Source organism: Haliea salexigens DSM 19537 (genome assembly GCF_000423125.1).
In the GTDB taxonomy this organism is placed as follows: Bacteria; Pseudomonadota; Gammaproteobacteria; order Pseudomonadales; family Halieaceae; genus Haliea; species Haliea salexigens.
In genome coordinates, this window is the sequence record NZ_AUHJ01000004.1 from 1 (window position 1) to 18323 (window position 18323).

Genomic DNA, 18323 nt, shown 5'->3' on the forward strand with positions numbered 1-18323 from the left:
AGCGGCCATTCCAAACCGGCCTCGGCGGCACGACGCAGATACTCGCTGACGGTGGGGCGGCCAATGCCACAGGCGGTGGCAATCTGCCGGTTGCTCAGGCCCTGGGCCCATTTGAGGCGCAGCACCTCTTTGATTTTACGCATGGATAACCTCTTCGCTGGCATCTGTTCCCCTCCGTGTGGAAAGGCTCAGAGTACCGGTTAGTTATCCCGCGTCGGGGCGCTCCGTTGGGTGACCTCAGACTGCCTGCCGGGGTGGCAGGCTTCGTCTGGAATCAGTGGCAGCTTTGCTGTGGAATGGGTGGCAGGCTTCGCGTGGAATCAGTGGCAGGCTTGGTCTGGAATACGCAGCAGGAAGCTTCCCAGGCCCAGCGCGGTCAAAAAGATGTTGAAAACCAGCAGAACTACCGGAGCGATATGAGAAAAGTCACGGTTTTCAATCGGCCCGCCTGGCACGAGGGACGACAACGCAATACCTGATAAAACCAATAGCACACTGAGCACGCGCACCCGTTTATCTACTTTCATGATGTGACTCCCTCCAATCATTGGTCGAGCATGGTGATTACGGCATCGATGCCTGAGTCTGTACCCAGTAGACGCGCTTCGCGCTGCAGCTGTGGTACCTCGACGTCAACGGGCACGCCCTCGGTCTCGAACTCTTCGCCTTCGGAAGACAGATAAAACTCGTTTGCCAGTGATGCTCTCCAGCCATTACTTAGCCGCTTGTCGAGCTGGTCTGAAAATCCACCCTGGGTGGCCTCCCCGATGATCGTCACCTGGGGCAGCGCACGCATCGCGAGCGTGAAAGTCTCAGCGGCGCTGGCGGTCTGACTACTGGTTAGCAAAAACACGGGGGCGAGGTACTGAAACGCGCCCCTCGGGCTCAGAAAAACATCGATGAGTGCCGTGCGAGAACTGCCCAGTCGTGCCTGCTTACTATAGGCTTGCGTCTCGTTAGCGACGAAACGGCTGGCGATAGCCAGGCTCAAAAAGTCCTTGCCGCCGCCATTGCGCCGTAGATCGACAATCAACGCCTGCGTATCGCGTAGATCGCTCATTGCTTGATCGAGTGCGCTTTCAAGGCTGGCTAGTTCGTCGTCGTTATCTTCAACATCTCCAAAGCCGAGCATGGCATCGATAGCAAGATAACCAATGCCATCCACTGCATACCATGTGAGCAGGTCATTCGCTGCGCTTTGGATATCCGAGCTGTTGTCGGCGTAGCCAAGGGTTATCGCGCGCTCGAGTTCCAGCTGCTCACCGATGTAGGTGTTTGCGCTGTCTGTCTGCGCTGGTGTCAGTGGTGGTGTGATGTCGTTCTGATCGAGCCACTCAATAAAAAGGCGATCTGAATACACCGGTTTGTTCAGGACTTTCACCAGCCCGAGACTGGTTTCCACCGTAGTGTGAATGTCGCGGTAGGCCGTTGCGATGTTAAACAACGCCTCTGCGAGCGCCTCGTCGCCGCTTGAGGCGCTCAACTGGCTCAGCTGCTCTTCAACCAATGGTGTGACGGGCAGCTCGCGAAGGGCCGGGTAAATCGAATACTCCTCTAACAACTGCGCGAAGAGACGAAGCTCAGCCCGCGCGTCCGCGCTATAACCAGCTTGCCCCTGCTGGGGGTCGACACCATCGGCACAGCTTGCAGGCACAGTCTCAGCGCTATCAAATCGCGTGCTCGGAGCGCCGAAGGATGCCGTGCCCGAAGCGGAGTACCAATCCAACCGTTCTTCACGGACACGAAAAAGCCTCTCAACGTCGCTAGTGTCAAGATCAGAGGCTTCTTCAACGAGAAAGCAGTAGTCGCTTGTGTAGTCAAGAAGCCGCAAAGTGCTCGCGCCAATCTCGATGACCTGCCCGTAGGCTTCGGCAATCCAAGTGCCCTGAAATTCCTCGGCGATGGCAGTCCCGATGGGGGCAGGCGATGCGCCGGATCCGTCCCCCGAACCCCCGCCGCCGCTACAGGCGACCAGATTAATGCTGAGGCTTAGGGCGATGAGAGTTTTCGTACAGTTGGTAGTCATGTTTGGCTCCGGAATCCTTGGTGTGTTGATGGTCGTTTTAGCGTGCAGGGCGCTATCGGCCGCTCGTCATGAGACGGCCGGTGGGGCACTTTGCGGGTTTTATCGGGCCGAGCACTGAGTGAGGTTGACTCGCTAGGCCTGGCGGCCTCATGCCGCGGCTGAACTAACTAGTGCATTGGTCGCGCAGGTTTCATTAGTGGCGATGCAACCAGATCGTACTCAGTACCTGCGGGACCCTCCGAGCACGGCACCTGGCGTAATTGATAACCTGGAACAAACCAGTTGAGACCCACGATATTGTCCGGATTCACCTCCGCCATCAGGCAGGCGGGTTCGCCTGGATCCAGGGATAAGGTGAGCTCATTCCGCAGGTCCGCGTGAGCTCTTATGCGGAAGGTTGTTAGCCCCGAAGGAACATTGACAGTGGTGCCTTGTTTTGGCGCCAGGGTCAGGTAGTAGTCGCCGTTCCAGCCAATAAAGGTATTGGTCAAGCTACCCTGGAGCTGTGCTGACCTATAGATTTTCACGGGCGTCGACGGTGCCGTGGCCTGATCTGGAAGTGAGCTCACAGACGCGCAGCCTGTCATCGCTGCCATTACGCTTACTACGAATAGAGATTTCACATCTGACTCCTGTTTCCGGTGAAGATGACGTTGTTAAAAGCTGTAACGTAAGACGAGATTAATGGCGTCTGAATCTGAGTATTTGGTGTACTCAGCACCCAGCGTCAGTCGATCAAAGCGATAGTTACTTCCCAGGTGATAGGCTTTCTGGTCAAAGTCCTTGTCCCAGCTCTGGTATTCAAGTCCAGCAAAGAGGTCCACACGGGCAGACACAGCGTGATGTATGAAAGTGCTAACGCCGCTGTAGTCAGAGGATTGTTGCAACGTCCGCTGACTCTTCGAAAGCGTTAGTTCCACATCACCAAAGTTGGCGCGAACATCAACCCTCGTGCGCTCTGAAATGGGTATGGCGTAGCCAAGGGAGGCATTCCAGCGCTTTTCCTCCATATCAAGGCCCTGACTGTCATCAGTCAAATCCCGATATCGCAGCTCCGTGAAAAAATTTCTCCATCCTTTGCTGGCACGCAGCTCTACGCCACGGAAGGTGAACATCGGGTGAGCGGCGTATTCCGCTTGCACAGCGTTAACTTGAATAAAATCGTAGTCCTCCGATTGCACGGGGCTCGAAAGCAATAAGCCCACCGAGGCCGCTGTGATGAGAGCGCGAACAGAAGTCGGTACATTGGTTTTCATGGTGTTTTTGCCCTTTGGATATTGCGATAAGTCGTTGCAGACAAACTTCTGCCTTGGCGCAGAACAACACGTGCAAGCAAGTCTCAGCAGCTCTTCACGCGAAGTCGGGAATGACCCCGTTCGGGAATGTGATGACATTTCCAGTCCGTCCGTTGTGATGACGAAACCAGTTTTATGCATGGCTGGAGGCGGGTCGTCCCGACCTGCAAGTTAGAACGCGAAGGCTGAGTGATGTATCGGGGAGTGGAGAAAAAAAGCCATTGAGAACAGCGGGTTGCAGGAAGGACCGGGAGGCGAGAATGTGGCGATACGGGGAGTACTGTCCTGTAGGGCGGGAGCATCCGCCCTAACGTAGGTGCCGCCTAGGCCACTTGCTTGCGGTATGTGCCGGGTGTCATACCCTGATGCTTGCGAAAGGCGGTGTAAAACGCTGACTTGCTGTTGAATCCGGAGTCCATGGCAATCTCCAGCACAGTTTTCGACGACTGTGCCAGCAAGGGCAACGAATGGCGTACCCGGTAGCCGTTTACACAGTCAAAGAAATTCAACTTGAGTTGGTCGTTGATCGCCTGCGACAGGTAGTTGGTAGACACGGACAATGCTTGCGCAAGGTTTGACAGAGAAAGATTGGGATCGAGAAACGGCGATTTGTTCGCCATAAGCGCCTCAAGCTCCTCTACGAGGCTCGACGCAAGCTCGGGAGATAAGGCCGAGCGCTGGTACTTCTGCGGCGGCGGGTCCACCGTTTTTTCGATAGGAGGCTGTTGCCTGTGTGCGTTTACGTCCGAGCCGCCAGACACGTCGGCAGCCGCTGCCTCGCGCTCGACTACCGGGGCCCTAGACCGGGTGCTGAAGATAGCCGGCTGTCGCAGTCCCAAAAGCCCCATCGTGTAAATGAGAACAACCATGCTGACGGCCAGCGTAACGTCAAGCCACTCGCGTCCCGATAGCAGATCGGCACTGAAAATCTCTTCAGCAAGCCACAGTGCATACACCAGCATCGTGCCAATCAACAGATTGCGGAGCCAGTCCAGACTGATGCGATCGAGATTTGAATACCTACTCTCCAAGCGCCTTCGGTGCTGCGTTACCAATCGCAAGCAGATCACGATAAAGACGCTGAGGTGAGCGATGGTTACAACAAGTTCAAAGTCTCCGAGCATGAACCGCCAGGCATTGTAGAGCGGAGGAAGACCACTTTCGTTTAGTAGAATCTTGTACTGCAGTTCTGCAGGGAGCCAGAGCAGGGGCCAGCTTGCGCAACAGTGAATTGCCAACGGCAACCACAGCAGAACCGCAAGGGATGGTGGTATGGGGCGGTTAGGCTGCGTTAGCTCTCGGCAATAGAGGAAAAGAAATACACCGTAAAGAAACTCCTTAGGCCAGAGCAGGGTGCGTAGCCAAACCAACCGCTCCGTAAGGCCAGCGGCATCCAAGAAGTAGTCGATCAGGGCCAGTACAAATACCAGCAGGTAACAGGCAAGATAGTAGTTGGCTTTGCGGTTTCCACCGGCGCTGGTAAACAGCGCGAATGCCAAAAATCCGCCCTGCGCGGCGCCGATCAGAAACAGCAGGGGCAAAAAATCAAACATGCATATGAGAATGCCAGCACCGTGTAGGAAAACAAGCCGATACACGTATTAAGCGGTAACAATGGGCTCCACTACAGCTCACGGACCGCTCTGAAAAACGTCCCACGTCTCCAGATGTCACCCGCGACCGGTGTTGCGATCACATTCGGCCTCACATGCTGTCAGTGTCAGCGCCACGAGCCTACCCCCCCATTTACCCCCCACGCCAAAGAAGCACAGCGCAACAGGATGAAACAGTCGAGGTGAGTTGTCACGAGTTTTGAGGCCTTACTAGCAGCTAATTGCGCCACCTTAGCGTGTTGCGCAATGTTTCACTACGATGCAAAAAAGTTGGCGGAGCGCTCCTCGCTCGGCTTGTGTGTGCGCTTCTTTTTCACGCAAGGACCTCCGATTCCCATATGGACGGACTCGTCAGTCCGGAAACATACAGAACGCGCGCCTGATGGTCAAACAGATCGGCGGCAGACTGTTGAAACTCAATGCACGCTGAAAGTTGCGTCTAATGTTTTCGGCACGAATCCGGTCTTGCGCGTCTGAACGTGACCAAACGCCCCGATGGATTTACCCCCGGTGCTGATCAATTTGCGTGATGGTTGGCGGTGAGGACCCCTCAGCCAGCGTATCCGTTATTTTTCTGCAAGCATCGTGTGTTGTTTCACCGTGGTCCGTGACCGACCGGCCGGGACACGCTGATCCGGCGGTTTACGCACAAGGTCGACACGCGGCGTGCTGAGACTTCGAACGTAAAACGTTCGACGATACTTGTGCACCGGCCGGGCGTGATGTCTCTTGGGTTTGCCACAACACGAGAGACACCGACAGCGAGTCAGAATGCCCCCGAGAAGAGTGCGCCGGTTTTTCTCGGGATATCGCAAAGGGTGTCTACCGCGCTGGAGCACCTGGATTTCAACTTCAACCTGCACACCCCTCAACAATCACGCCGTCTAGAGTGATCTGCCAGATAAATTCGCTGATGTCGTCGAGTGTATAGGCACCCTCTGGATCAAACCACGTTGCAACCCAATTTAGCGCCCCCAGGCCGATCAGGCGAAGCAAACGATCATCGACACCCCGCCGAATAACACCCTGTTGAATCATCTCTGCGAGTATATGGGCCCAAAGGGACTCATAACGATCACGCAGCTCAATAATCTCCTCCCGCGCCTCGCGGGTCAGAGCCCGCCATTCAAACAGCAGTACGTAAACCGTGTCTGAATCAACCAGCAGAGCGCGCAGATGCGCGTCAATGCACAGACGTAACCGCTCTACCGGATTGTCCGAGCTCACGCGCGCGGTTTCGACCTCTGCCGTAACCTGACCGACCCCCTGTCGCATCAGTTCAACCAGGAGGGCTTCCTTCGTGCTGTATCGATAGTGAAGACTTCCGGGCAGCATTTCGCAAGCCTCGGCGATTTCCTTGAGTGAAGTCTTGTCGAATCCCTTCTCACGAAAAAGCCTCGCCGCGTTGGACAAAACGTTGTCCCGGTCTTCCAGCTTGCGTCCGGGGACAACCTGCTTGTGATCCACCCTTTCAGTACCTCCCGCAATGGCCGGTGCGTTGTTCAGCACCTCGGCGATAACCCGATTATCTGGCATTGATGGTACGCCATCACAGCGATAGCCGTCATTTTCACGTGACCGACACTCATTTGGTTGGTCGACCAACCAAATATACGATAGGATAGCGAACATCAAGTGCAACAACCTAGCAGTCGCCTATGCGCAACACCGGTGTTCAGCTCAATCTTACGCTCGCGCAAAGTCGCAGGGCGGTTTGGCCATGTTGACTGCGTCGCAGTTCATAGAACACGTCCCCCATAGCCGGGATCTGGGTATGGAGGTCGTCTCAGTAAAGGGAAAGCGTGTTTGTATGCGACTGACGCCAAAGCCGTGGATGCTTGCCGACGACGGAGGAGAGGAAATCTGTTCCAGCATCATGTATTCGCTGGCAGATTCGACCTGTGGGCTGGCGGTCTTCGCAGAGGTACAGAGATTGAGCCCTGTCGCCACGCTGGATTTGCGTCTGGATTACCTGCAGCCTGCCAACGGCAAACGGCCGTTGTTGGCGGTTGCCAGCTGCCGCCATCTGACGGACGACATCGCATTCATCGAATGCGAGATCCATTCCGAGGGTGAGGGCGAGCCCGTGGCAACGGGAAGCGCCACCTTCATGCGCAATACCCACGGCCCACGGTTCCAGGCAACTGGAGGCAAAAGGCCGGAAACATGAGCGATATGATCGATTCAGTGCAATCACGCCCCGACTTGAGCGAAGACCCGGGAAAAGGCTGCGCATGGCAGGCCCTTCTGGACCGCTTTCCGTACGCCCGGCACCTTGGACTGCAGGCTCAGCAACACGATGAGGGCATGGTGGTTGCCTTGCCTTATCGCGAGTCGTTCATTGGCAACTTTATGCTGCCAGCCCTGCATGGAGGCGTTCTTGGCGCGGTGATCGAGATCACCGCGCGGGCGGCTGCGCAAAACGCAGATGAAGATGCGCGTTGCACGCGCATTGTCGACAGCAACATCAATTATCTTCGTTCAGCGAGGGCAGTAACCACCTTCGCCAAGGCGAGTATTGTTCGCCAAGGCGGGCGTACCAGCCTGATAGAGGTCACTTGTTGGCAGGAGAACAAGAACCGACCCGTTACCAGCGGACGTGTTCAGTTGCTGTTCACAGCCACGGTGGCCACGTGACAATCCAGCCATTGAGGATGGGTACGACATGCCCGAACGCGACACATTTCAAGCCCCGGACGGCCAGGAAATAGCACTGTGGCGCTGGCCGCACGCGCAAGGCCGCCCCACCCTTCACTGGGCACATGCCACGGGATTCCACGGCCGCCTGTATCAACCCCTTCTTGACGCGCTTTCCACCGATATCAACGTCCTGGCGTGGGATATGCGGGGTCACGGGGCGAGTGCCAGTGCGGCGAAAAGCTCAGCATTACGAGGCTGGGAACCTTACTATCGGGACATGACCGCCCTGCTGGAAAGCTTTGATGAGCCGGTCTGGCTTGCCGGCCATTCCATTGGGGCTACCACCAGCGTCATGGCCGCAGCCAGGCGGCCAGACAACGTCCTGGGTCTCATTCTGGCGGAGCCCGTCATCATGGATCCCCGGCAGGGCCGGAAATTGTGGCTGAGCAAGTTGCTTCGCCAATCACACCGGATTCCTCTGGCCGCTGGCGCGGCGCGCCGGCGAGCGGTATTCGACTCACGGGACGATGCGCTGGACAGTTATCGCGGCCGCGGTGGCTTCAAGAGTTGGCCCGAAACATGGTTGGAAGCCTATGTTCGTCACGCCTTTGTATCTGACGGGGATCATGTGCGCCTGGCCTGTTCGCCAGAGTGGGAGAGCGCCACCTTCGCCCATACCGAACACAAACCCTGGTCCGGTATTCGCCAGTTGCAATGTGAAGTTGTTGCGCTCGCCGCAGAACAGGCGTCAACTTTCTCGCCAGCTGCGCGCGAGCGTTTCAGTGCCTTACTACCAGCCGCCGAAGTAACCGTCGTTGCCGGAACAACCCATTTCCTGCCTATGGAGCGCCCGGATGCGATTCGCGATACCGTGCGACAAAAAATGTCGATCACAGTCTGCGAATCGCAGTGAGTAGTCCTGGGGTGTGGGTGCCGTCCGTCGAGTTAGCAACACCCGCCTATTCGGTCATTTATGCCGTCCTGGTATTCATCATTAAGGCAGGAAACGTACGCTCGCCCTGCCTAAACCCTGGCCACTCCCGCAAAGTTGGGGTTTGCAGACTTTGGATCAATGTCATCAATGGCTCCGCGTGTCGGAATGACCGTTTCTCTCTTTCATCCATTATGGTGCTTTTTGCCATAACGATGGGCCTGATCGGCTGCACCAAAGGCGACCAGCAGGCCCCCGCGCGGGTACCACCGGTGGTACGCACAGTAATCGTGGCACCAGACGATCCGGAAGCGCTGCGCCTCTCGGCAGTGATCCGCGCCCGGGTCGAGGCACCGCTCACTTTCCCGCGTGCAGGGCGCATCGTCGCGCGGCACGTCGACGCCGGCGAGACTGTCTCGGCAGACCAGCTCCTGTTCAGCCTCGATGACCGCAGCGAACGCCTTGAGCTGGCACGCGCCGAGGCCGCGCTGGATGCGACGACCGCTGAGGCCGAGAATGCGGCGACCGAGCTTGCGCGCCAGCGTGACCTCATGGCCCGTGAGTTGACCAGCAGGCAGGCCCAGGACAGGGCGGCGCTGCTGGAAAGGGCAACCGCGGCGCGGCGCACCGTGGCCGAGAACGAACTGCGACTTGCGCGCCTGGGCCTCGGGGAAACGGAGCTACGCGCCCCCACCGCCGGTACCGTCATGCGCCTCGAGACCGAGGTCGGCGCCGTGCTGCGTCAGGAGGCACCGGCTCTGCTCTTCGCCGAGGACGGCCCGCGGGAGGCGGAGGTATTTCTCGGCAGCCCGGCGGCCCCGGCGATGGCGACCCTGTGGCACGGCGGTAAGGACATCACCGTCGAGCTTGGCGAGCGTGACGGGGTAGCTGATCCGACAAGCCGCGGCTGGCGCACGCGCTACCGCTTGCCGCCACACCTGCAGCTGCCCCTGGGCAGCGTCGCCAGCCTGTCTTTCGCCGGCGCCGGCGACGCCGCGACCTTCACCGTGCCCTTGGCCGCCGTCGACGAACGCGGCGAGGGGCCACAGCTTTGGCGGGTCGTGGATGGCCGCAGCGAGCCGACACCGGTAACCGTCGTCGCCGTGGACCGGGAGCAGGCGCGGGTACGCGGGGAGCTCCGCGCGGGCGATGCCGTCGTAGCCTTGGGAACGCATCTGCTGTCCCCGGGCATGAGGGTCAGGGAACGGCGGCAATGATGGGCGTCAACCTGTCTGCGCTGGCGGTCAGACAGCGTTCCGTCACCCGATTTTTCATTATCCTGGCCGCCCTCGGCGGCCTTAGCGCCTTCCTGTCCATGGGCCGCGCTGAAGACCCGGCCTTTGTGGTCCGCTCCCTGGTGGTGTCCGTGCTCTGGCCCGGCGCCAGCGCTGAAGAGGTGGACCAGCAACTGGTGCACCGGCTGGAAAAGCGCCTGCAGGAGGTAGCCTACCTGTACCGGCTGGAGACGGTGGCTCGCCCCGGGCGCGCCGACATCACCGTCGAGTTCGAGGACTTCACTCCGGCGGAGAAGATTCCCGAGCTGCAGTATCAGGTGCGCAAGCGTATGCTTGACGAGATGCCGCTGCTGCCGCAGGGCGTGGTCGGCCCGATCGTCAACGACGATTACTCGGACGTATTCTTCAGCCTGCTCGCCCTCACCGCCCCGGGACTGCCGCTGCGCGACCTGACCCGGGAGGTCGAGGCGATCCGCGATCGGCTGCGGCTGGTGCCCGGGGTGCACAAGGCGCTGATCCTGGGCGAGCGGCCGGAACGTATCTACGTTGACGTGGATAATGCTCTGCTGAACAACCTCGGGGTCTCCTCCCAGGCACTCATCGATGCCATAAACACGCACGTCCGCCTACTGCCTGCCGGCGAGCGCCAGGCCAGCGGCCCGTTGCTGCGCATGCGCGTGGGCGACAACCACGCGGAACTCGACAACCTTCGCTCCATCCCCGTACGCCTTGGCAACCACCTGATGCGCCTGGACCAGCTGGCCGAGGTCTACGCCGGCTACGAGGACCCGCCCGGCTACGTGGTGCGCGCCCAGGGCGAAGACGCTCTGCTGCTCGGCGTGGTCATGACGCAGGGCGCCAACGGCCTCGACCTCGGCGAGCGGCTGGACACCTTCCTCGCCGAGGAACGCGAACGGCTGCCTCTTGGCATGTCTCTCCTGCGCCACACCAATCAGGCGGAAGCCATCGCCGACGCTGTGAACCTGTTCCAGATCAAATTTCTGGTGGCAGTGCTCGTCGTGATGCTGGTCAGCTTCGCCGCTCTCGGTCTGCGTGCCGGCATCGTTGTCGGCATCAGCATCCCGCTGACCCTCGGAATCACCTTCCTGGCCATGAAACTGTCGGGGATCAACCTCGACCGTATCACACTCGGCGCCCTGATCATCGCCCTCGGGCTGCTAGTGGACGACGCCATCATCGCGATCGAGATTATGCTGGTGAAAATGGAGGCAGGAATGCCCCGGGTCGAGGCTGCGGCCCAGGCCTGGCACATCACAGCCGCGCCGATGCTCTTCGGCACGCTGGTTACAGTCTCGGGGTTCGTGCCGATTGGTTTCGCCCGTTCCAGCGTAGGCGAATACGCCGGCAATATCTTCTGGGTACTGGCATACGCCCTCATAATCTCCTGGCTGGTTGCGGTCACCTTCACACCCTACCTGGGCGTGCGTCTGCTGCGCGAGCCCGGCGGTACCGGGCACGGGGGCGATCCCTATGACACACCGCGCTACCGACGCCTGCGCGCCCTGGTTCGCGCCTGCGTCAGTCATCGCGTGCTTGTGGTGGCCGGCACAGTTCTCCTGCTGGTGCTCGCCGGGGTCGCCATGAACGGCTTCGTCCAGAAGCAGTTCTTCCCAGGTTCGGACCGCCTCGAGGTCATCGTGTCGCTTTGGCACCCCCAAGGCACCTCCATCGCTGAGACCGGGGAAACCGTGCGTGCCGTCGAGGCTCTGCTCGAGGCGCAACCGGGCGTAGTCAATCAAGTCAGCTATGTCGGTGCCGGCGCGCCGCGCTTCTTCATCTCCTCCAATCCGGAGCAGCCCTCCCCGGCCTTCGGCAAAGTGGTTGCCGTGGCCCGTGACAAGCGGGCCCGCGACGCGATCATGGCTGCGGTGCGCGAGCAGGTGACCGCCGGCGCCTTCGCACAGGCGCGGGTGCGTGTGTCGCGGCTGCTTTACGGACCGCCGGTGGTGTGGCCTCTGGCCTTCCGCATCGTCGGCCCCGACCCGGTCGTATTGCGGAACATCGGCCGTGAACTGGTGGTCCTCATGAACGCCAACCCGCACATCAAAGACCCTCACCTCGAGTGGGACGAACGCATCCCGATACAGCGGCTGATCTACGACGAGCACGCACTGGCCCGCTACGGCCTTACGCCGGCCTCAGTGGCCCGCTCCCTTCAGGTCAACCTCCACGGTGAAGCTGTCGGCGAGCTGCGCCAGGGAATCCGCACGGTCCCTATCTGGCTACGCGGCCGAGACCGCGGCGGGCTCGAACCGGGTGACGCATCGCGGCACGAGTTACGTGCGGCAGACGGTGGCAAGGTGTCGCTTGCGCAGATCGGCCGGCTGGCAGTGGAATACGAGGAGCCAGTGATCATGCGTTATAACCGCGAGCGCTTCCTGCCCGTCGTTGCGAACATCCGCAGCGGGCAGCCGAACAGCGTCACCGACGAGGTATGGGAGGCCGCCGCGGGACTTCGCGAAGAGCTGCCTCCCGGCTACCGGATAGATATCGGCGGCTCGGTGGAGAAATCAGGCAAGGCGAACGCCTCCCTATCGGCCCTCCAGCCGGTGATGGTCGCTCTCATGCTGATCTTCGTGATGCTGCAGATGCGCAGCTTCCGCGGCACCTTCATGGTGGTGGCAACGGCGCCCCTGGGGCTGATCGGGGCCGTCGCGGCACTGCTCCTGTTCAACCAGCCCTTCGGCTTCGTGGCGCTTCTCGGGCTCATCGGCCTCGCCGGGATCCTCATGCGCAACACGCTGATCCTGGCGCAGCAGGTGGAAGACAACCGCGCCGACGGCATGGACGGCGCCGAGGCGGTCATCGAGGCCACGGTGCGCCGGGCGCGGCCAGTCATCCTGACGGCACTGGCAGCAGTCTTCGCCTTCGTCCCCCTGACTCTCGACGGCTTCTGGGGTCCAATGGCCTATGTGCTCATCGGCGGTCTGGCCGTGGGCACGGCGATCACCCTCCTGTTCGTGCCGGCGCTCTATGCGCTCTGGTATCGCCTGCCGCCGCTGGCTCGGTGACGGGCCGCCTGAGGTATTCCGCATTTTTGGCTGCCAATGTTCGGCTGGGCTGTAGATCATGCAGTGAGATCCGGATCAGCTTTTGACGACGCAATGGCTTTTAGACAGGTGAGGAAGTCATCGGGCAACTTTGTCCAAAAACGGCGGGAGACAAGCCGATCTGGGCGAACCTCACGAATAGTTAAGTTGAGGTATTCACATGACGCCGCTTAGGTCGCGCGCTGACGCATTGCTACCAACACGCCCGGCACTTGTTCGATCCGAGACTCCATGTCTGATGACATATCGCTACCGCCCCAACCGCGATCCGGTAGCCGGCGCCATGCAGCTCACGTCTCGGTCACCATCGAAAGAACCAAAGAGGCCGAGCATGTCGGTTGACGGCGTGACACTAGGCAACAACTGAATCACATCCGAGGAATGCGGCCCACTCATTCATCATCTCTCGCCGCTGCTCCATAAGGTCGGCGCGAAAATAGGCCGCCTGAACTTTGTCGGTAAGTTGATGCGCTAGCGCCACCTCGGCCATGCGTTCGGGGTAGCGTGTCTTCTCACCCACCCAGTCACGAAAGGTGCTTCGAAGGCCGTGGACACTCGTTCGTTCCAGCCAGTCCGTACGCTTCAGCACATTCGTCATGGCCATATTGCTCAGGCATTTACCGCGCTTTTGTCCGGGGAAGACCCAGTCTCCCCTCTCGCCCTGATGAACTGACTGGGTCTTCAGCACGGCAACGGCTGCATCACAGAGCGGTATGCGGTGCTCCTTGCCCGCTTTCATGCGCACAGCGGGAATACGCCATTCCTTCCGATCAAGGTCGATTTCCGACCAGGTCGCTTCCAGGGTTTCACTGGTCCGGGTCGCACACAGTAGTGTCAGCAGAAGAGCGCGACCCGCGGCGGTATCGACATCCGTGAGTTTCGCCGCGAGCTCGGGGGCCTCTAGATATGGCAGCGCCCGCTGGTGCTCCACGCGGTGAACCTTGCCGGGCCTGGGCAGCACGTTGTCGAGGTGCCCCCGCCAGCGAGCAGGATTATCACCCTCACGATGGCCCTTTGTCGTCGCGTAGTCCAGAACGCGTTCGATGCGGCCCTGCAACCGTTTCGCGGTTTCGGTCTTCTCGGTCCAGATGGGGGTGAGCACCTGCAGCACCTGATCCGTGGTGACTTCACCTACGGGCACGACACCCAATATCGGAAAGGCATACGTCTTCAGCGTATTGCGCCACTGCTGCCCGTGCTTCCGGTTCGTCCAACCCGCCGCGTTGTTGTCGATAAACTCATCGGCGACGCGCAGGAAGGTCATGGCGGCACGCTCTCGCTCTGCCGTTTCAGCAGCCATCTGCGCGCGTAGCTGGGCCCTCTGACGATCGCGGACCTCAAGCGGGTCGTGGCCTTGCTGGCGCTGATCCCGCGCTGCGTCTCGGCGCATCCGCGCCTTGGCCAAACTCACCGCCGGATAGCCGCCTAACCCAAGCTCTCGCCGACGCCCTTCATGTTGGTAGCGATAGATCCAGTTTTTGCTGCCGCCTCTGGCAACCAGGAGGTACAGTCCTTCAGCATCCAGATGTCGCCCGCGACGGGTGATGCGGTCACAGTCTGCCGGTGTCAGCGCCACGCTCTTACCCCCCATTTACCCCCCACTCCAAACGAAGCGTAGCGCAACGGGATGAAACAGTCGAGGTGAGATGTCGCGTGTTTTGAGGCTTTACTAGCAGGTAATTGCGCTATTTCAGCGTGTTGCGCAATGTTTCACTACAATACAAAAAGGTGGCGGAGCGGACGGGACTCGAACCCGCGACCCCCGGCGTGACAGGCCGGTATTCTAACCAACTGAACTACCGCTCCAAAACTTTCTCGATAAATGGTGGGTGGTGACGGGATCGAACCGCCGACCCTCTGCTTGTAAGGCAGATGCTCTCCCAGCTGAGCTAACCACCCCCTGACCGAGAACGCGCATTATAGAGATAAAAAAAAGGCTGTCAAACGTTCCGGAATAAAAAGTCGCGGATTTTTTCCAACGCTGAAAAAACCCGTGTTTGGTAGTACTATTTCGCGTTTCCCCGATCCGGTGGCCGCGTCAGTGGGCAAGACCGGTCACTCGCCACGCAACAGAACAAACGGGCACTGCGACCATGGAGATCTTCAAGGAGTTTCACTTCGAAGCCGCGCACCGGCTACCCAACGTGCCGGCTGGCCATAAGTGTGCCCGCCTGCACGGCCACTCATTCCAGGTGCGCCTTGTCGTTTCGGGCGAGGCCTGCGAGCCCAGCGGCTGGGTAATGGATTTTGGTGATATCAAGGCTGCGTTCAAGCCGGTACTCGACCGCCTGGACCACTATTACCTCAACGACATCCCCGGACTGGAAAACCCGACCAGCGAGAACATTGCCCGCTGGATATGGGACGAGCTGAAGCCACAGCTAACCAGCCTGTCGCAGATCGAGATTCGCGAGACCTGCACCTCGGGTTGTATCTACCGCGGCCCCCAGGGTGTCACCAAACCGTTACTAGCCGGTAACATGTAAGAATTCGAGTGGCCTTTGTCTGGAGACTAGCGGCAAAGGGTTCTGCCTCGGGTTTGTGGGGTGTTACCCAAAGCGACCCGGGCGGGCTGTTTCCAACAGCCCTGCCGGGTTACGTTCGGTAGCACAAAAGAAAAGGTTATGCACATCGACACCGCGAGACACGGCCCCCTCTCGCTTAGCGATCAAACCCGATGTATGGCATTAGGAGTCAATCTTAACTTAATGTATTTAAAGGGTTTTTACGATTTGTTTGTTTTTTAACCAATCTGTAACACCCCCCCCGACTACTGGCTTTGGGACGGCGCTAAACAAATTGTTCACCGACTTATCCACAGAATCTGTGGAAAAAAGATGAGAGAAACGGGATGTTACCCTACCCCCTACCGGAGCGCAGATGAGCCTTGTAACCTGGTTATCGCTCGCCGGCATCTGCCTGCTCGGCGCGATGGCACCGGGCCCCAGCCTGGCCGTGGTTCTGCGCAATACTGTGCGCAATGGGCGGGCAGGCGGGCTGGTGACCGCCATTGCCCATGGTATAGCCGTGGGCTGCTACGCCCTGTTGACGGTGGGTGGCCTGGCCCTGGCACTGCGGGAGTCACCTGCACTATTCACCGCCCTGCAGTTGGCGGGAGCCGCCTGGCTCCTGCACCTGGGACTCAGGGGCCTGCGTGAAGCAGTGCCCGGGGTGACGGCCACGCTGGACGACACTCTCCCGCCGGGGCCGCTGGCGCGCGACGCGGCTGAGGGCTTTCTGATTGCATTCCTCAATCCGAAGATTGCGCTGTTCATGCTCGCCCTCTTCAGCCAGTTCCTGCCGGCGACTGCGAACCTGGGAACACACACGCTGATGGTCGCAACAATCGTGTGTACAGATGCCGGCTGGTACAGCCTCGTGGCAATGTTGCTCAGCCGACCGCGCTGGTTGCAAGGCCTGCGCAGCAGGGCCTGGCTGATTGATCGGCTGCTCAGTACAACCCTCGCCCTCCTCGGCGCTGGCATGTTACTGCACACGGCCTGGCAGCTTGTCGCCCTTTAATGCAGCGTGGTTTCGGGCTCGCGCACAATGACCGCCTGCAGGCGCTGCCCGAGCATGATGACGTATCCTTCGTGACGCTCTACCCCGTCGAAGCTGTAGTCAAACCGGTATTGGCGCCAGACGCGCCAGCGCCGCTGCTCGTCCCGGCTCAGGGAGATTCTGTTCAAGTGGACGTTCTGATCCAGCAGCTGAAAGTCATCCCGCTTGCCCGCGCGAGCAACCGCGGCAACCGCAAGCTCACGTACACGAATGGACGCCAGAAACCAGCCGCAGAGCAACCCGAGCAGCATCAATGCAACCACATCGCCCAAAGTAAAGACCATGGTCAGCGGTGCCTGCGGCGGAGGCCGCTACGCGGCGACTCAGCCATCGAGAAAGGCCACCACCTGCTGGTTGAAACGCGCTGGCTGCTCGGCGTGCAACCAGTGGCCACACCCGGCGAGCGTCACGATGTCCGCCTGCGGGAACAGCGCCTCAATCTGCGGGCGGTAGTCGTCATGCACGTAGTCGGATAGTTCACCGCGAATGAAGCGTGTGCGACCGTCAAAGGGTGCAACCGGTTCGGGGGCGGCGAGCAGTGCATCGTATTGCGCCTGCAATACAGGATGATTGAAACGCCAGCGATAGATGCCGGCGGCATCGCGCTGCAAGCTGAGCAGCAGGAACTGTATAACGTTCTCTTCCTTGAGGTACTGCGCCATCACCTCCGCGGCTTCGCTGCGACTTCCGCAGCCCGCCTCGGCCACTGCGGTAACAGCAGCAAATACCGCCTGATGAGACGGTGGATAAGCAACCGGGGCGATATCGGCGACGACGAGAGCGTCGACACGATAAGGGGTGTCCAGGGCCAACTGCATTGCCACCTTGCCCCCCAGCGAATGCCCAACGAAGTGCGCGGTTTCCAGATGCCTGTGCTCCATCCAGCGCTGCACAGCCTGCGCCATAGCGGGCAACGACATGCGGGTGGTCCAGCCCGAGCGCCCGTGATTGGGCAAATCAAGACTGTGTACCCGATAGTGATCCTGAAGGGCCCGGGAAACGCCCCCGAGGTTACTGCCCATGCCGAACAACCCGTGCAAAAGCACCACATCGGGGCCCTCGCCTGCCACCGAGTCGAATACTTCAGCTGCCATTGTCGCTGTCTCTCCCTCGAGATTTTGCTAACATGCCCGCACTATAAACGAAGTGGAGACAGTATGCGTTATTTCCGGAGCGTGAGCCGCGTGAGCACACTGCTGCTACTGGTGCTCGGCCTTGCCGCCTGCAGCGGCACCACCTATAACCCCACGGTGTTCCCCTACGAAGTAGATCAGGAGCGCCTCGCCCAGTCGACGGTGAAGACCGTCGTCATTGCCCACGTCAATCTGGGGCCACCGTCGCGCAGCTATCTGGAAAAAGAAGCCCCGCGCATTGATGGCATGGTGGCGACCTATCTCAAGAAGAATGGCTACAAAGTACTCCCGCAACGTGATTTCACACAGCACTGGAACACGGCGGTGCGCGCCTTCGGCGACCCTGTGGACCCGACCACCGGGCGCATGAATATGAACACCTTCGTGCAGATCATGCAGAGCGTTCGCGACCAGTTGCGAGAAGACACTGACGTGGACGCGGTCATTTTCACCGACCTGCTGGAATCCGAGGTGCCATTTTCGTCCGGCCTGAATCGGGTTGCGCGCTGGCACGGAGTCACGCGGAAACCCTCGCTGCAGGGGCCTGGCAGCGGTGTTTCCACCGATTTCGACTGGAATCAGGGTGCCGCTGTGGCCTCACTGCAGATCAGCATTTACGATATGGATCTCAAGCGCTTGTTTGCCAGCGTGGGCGGCCTCGACGTTACCGATGCGATTGATGCACGCTCTTCCGGCGGACGCTTTGTCCGCCGGCGCAACATTCTGGAAAGTGACGCATTCGTCAACGAGGGCATCGCCCTCGCGCTGCATCCGTTTGTGGAAATGGAAGACTGGCCCGGCAACCCCTGACGGCATCG

At 59.8% G+C, this 18323-nt stretch carries 18 protein-coding genes and 2 tRNA genes; 8 read left to right on the top strand and 12 right to left on the bottom strand.

Features of this window, described 5'->3' with window-relative positions; all coding sequences use genetic code 11:
* From G533_RS23875 to G533_RS0105665, 7 genes are all read right to left on the bottom strand, one after another.
* A partial coding sequence (locus G533_RS23875) for a helix-turn-helix domain-containing protein (RefSeq protein WP_144079803.1) occupies positions 1-164 on the bottom strand: 164 nt, incomplete at its 3' end.
* A 156-nt stretch (positions 165-320) separates the two neighbouring features.
* On the bottom strand, positions 321-527 hold the full coding sequence (locus G533_RS20680; protein ID WP_035526735.1) for a DUF8051 family protein: 207 nt from the start codon (positions 525-527) through the stop codon (positions 321-323).
* 17 nt (positions 528-544) lie between these two features.
* Positions 545-2026, bottom strand: coding sequence for a S41 family peptidase (locus G533_RS23350; protein WP_051230016.1), 1482 nt, complete (start codon positions 2024-2026; stop codon positions 545-547).
* A 167-nt stretch (positions 2027-2193) separates the two neighbouring features.
* Positions 2194-2649 (bottom strand): hypothetical protein, encoded by a 456-nt coding sequence (locus G533_RS24455; RefSeq protein WP_144079804.1) that lies wholly within the window; start codon positions 2647-2649, stop codon positions 2194-2196.
* 33 nt (positions 2650-2682) lie between these two features.
* Positions 2683-3282 (bottom strand): hypothetical protein, encoded by a 600-nt coding sequence (locus G533_RS0105655; protein WP_027949128.1) that lies wholly within the window; start codon positions 3280-3282, stop codon positions 2683-2685.
* Positions 3283-3644: 362 nt separating this feature from the next.
* Positions 3645-4874 (bottom strand): helix-turn-helix domain-containing protein, encoded by a 1230-nt coding sequence (locus tag G533_RS23355; RefSeq protein ID WP_027949129.1) that lies wholly within the window; start codon positions 4872-4874, stop codon positions 3645-3647.
* A 912-nt stretch (positions 4875-5786) separates the two neighbouring features.
* Positions 5787-6566, bottom strand: coding sequence for a TetR/AcrR family transcriptional regulator (locus tag G533_RS0105665; protein WP_240472389.1), 780 nt, complete (start codon positions 6564-6566; stop codon positions 5787-5789).
* 178 nt (positions 6567-6744) lie between these two features.
* Here G533_RS0105665 and G533_RS0105670 point away from each other — a divergent pair, with 178 nt between their 5' ends.
* From G533_RS0105670 to G533_RS0105690, 5 genes are read left to right on the top strand one after another with little or no spacing between them, the layout of a single operon-like run.
* Positions 6745-7104 (top strand): PaaI family thioesterase, encoded by a 360-nt coding sequence (locus G533_RS0105670; protein WP_240472380.1) that lies wholly within the window; start codon positions 6745-6747, stop codon positions 7102-7104.
* Positions 7101-7571, top strand: coding sequence for a PaaI family thioesterase (locus tag G533_RS0105675; protein ID WP_008295267.1), 471 nt, complete (start codon positions 7101-7103; stop codon positions 7569-7571). Before G533_RS0105670 ends, G533_RS0105675 begins: the two co-directional genes overlap by 4 nt.
* Before the next feature lie 28 nt (positions 7572-7599).
* A complete protein-coding gene (locus tag G533_RS0105680; protein ID WP_008295266.1) occupies positions 7600-8487 on the top strand; it encodes an alpha/beta fold hydrolase in 888 nt (295 codons plus the stop codon).
* A 17-nt stretch (positions 8488-8504) separates the two neighbouring features.
* The gene (locus G533_RS0105685; protein WP_144079805.1) at positions 8505-9722 is read left to right on the top strand and encodes an efflux RND transporter periplasmic adaptor subunit; all 1218 of its coding nucleotides are present in this window, start codon (positions 8505-8507) and stop codon (positions 9720-9722) included.
* A complete protein-coding gene (locus tag G533_RS0105690) occupies positions 9719-12772 on the top strand; it encodes an efflux RND transporter permease subunit (protein ID WP_008295264.1) in 3054 nt (1017 codons plus the stop codon). Before G533_RS0105685 ends, G533_RS0105690 begins: the two co-directional genes overlap by 4 nt.
* Positions 12773-13163: 391 nt before the next feature.
* Here G533_RS0105690 and G533_RS0105695 read toward each other — a convergent pair whose 3' ends face one another.
* The 3 genes from G533_RS0105695 to G533_RS0105705 form a co-directional block, all read right to left on the bottom strand.
* Complete coding sequence (locus G533_RS0105695; RefSeq protein ID WP_008295263.1) at positions 13164-14402, bottom strand: tyrosine-type recombinase/integrase; 1239 nt, start codon at positions 14400-14402, stop codon at positions 13164-13166.
* A 138-nt stretch (positions 14403-14540) separates the two neighbouring features.
* Positions 14541-14617: transfer RNA gene (locus tag G533_RS0105700), tRNA-Asp, on the bottom strand.
* 17 nt (positions 14618-14634) lie between these two features.
* Positions 14635-14710 (bottom strand) — tRNA-Val (locus G533_RS0105705).
* Between the two features lie 194 nt (positions 14711-14904).
* Here G533_RS0105705 and queD point away from each other — a divergent pair.
* On the top strand, positions 14905-15297 hold the full coding sequence (gene queD, locus G533_RS20695) for a 6-carboxytetrahydropterin synthase QueD (RefSeq protein WP_051230017.1): 393 nt from the start codon (positions 14905-14907) through the stop codon (positions 15295-15297).
* Positions 15298-15691: 394 nt separating this feature from the next.
* Positions 15692-16333 (top strand): LysE family translocator, encoded by a 642-nt coding sequence (locus G533_RS0105715; RefSeq protein WP_027949135.1) that lies wholly within the window; start codon positions 15692-15694, stop codon positions 16331-16333.
* Here the strand turns inward: G533_RS0105715 and G533_RS0105720 are convergent.
* Both G533_RS0105720 and G533_RS0105725 read right to left on the bottom strand, forming a co-directional pair.
* Complete coding sequence (locus G533_RS0105720) at positions 16330-16656, bottom strand: DUF3301 domain-containing protein (protein WP_027949136.1); 327 nt, start codon at positions 16654-16656, stop codon at positions 16330-16332. The two genes, G533_RS0105715 and G533_RS0105720, sit on opposite strands and share 4 nt — an antisense overlap.
* 39 nt (positions 16657-16695) lie before the next feature.
* Positions 16696-17466: an alpha/beta fold hydrolase gene (locus tag G533_RS0105725; RefSeq protein ID WP_027949137.1), complete on the bottom strand. Its 771-nt coding sequence runs from the start codon at positions 17464-17466 to the stop codon at positions 16696-16698.
* A 90-nt stretch (positions 17467-17556) separates the two neighbouring features.
* Here G533_RS0105725 and G533_RS0105730 point away from each other — a divergent pair, with 90 nt between their 5' ends.
* Positions 17557-18315 (top strand): hypothetical protein, encoded by a 759-nt coding sequence (locus G533_RS0105730; RefSeq protein ID WP_240472381.1) that lies wholly within the window; start codon positions 17557-17559, stop codon positions 18313-18315.
* Positions 18316-18323: the final 8 nt, after the last annotated feature.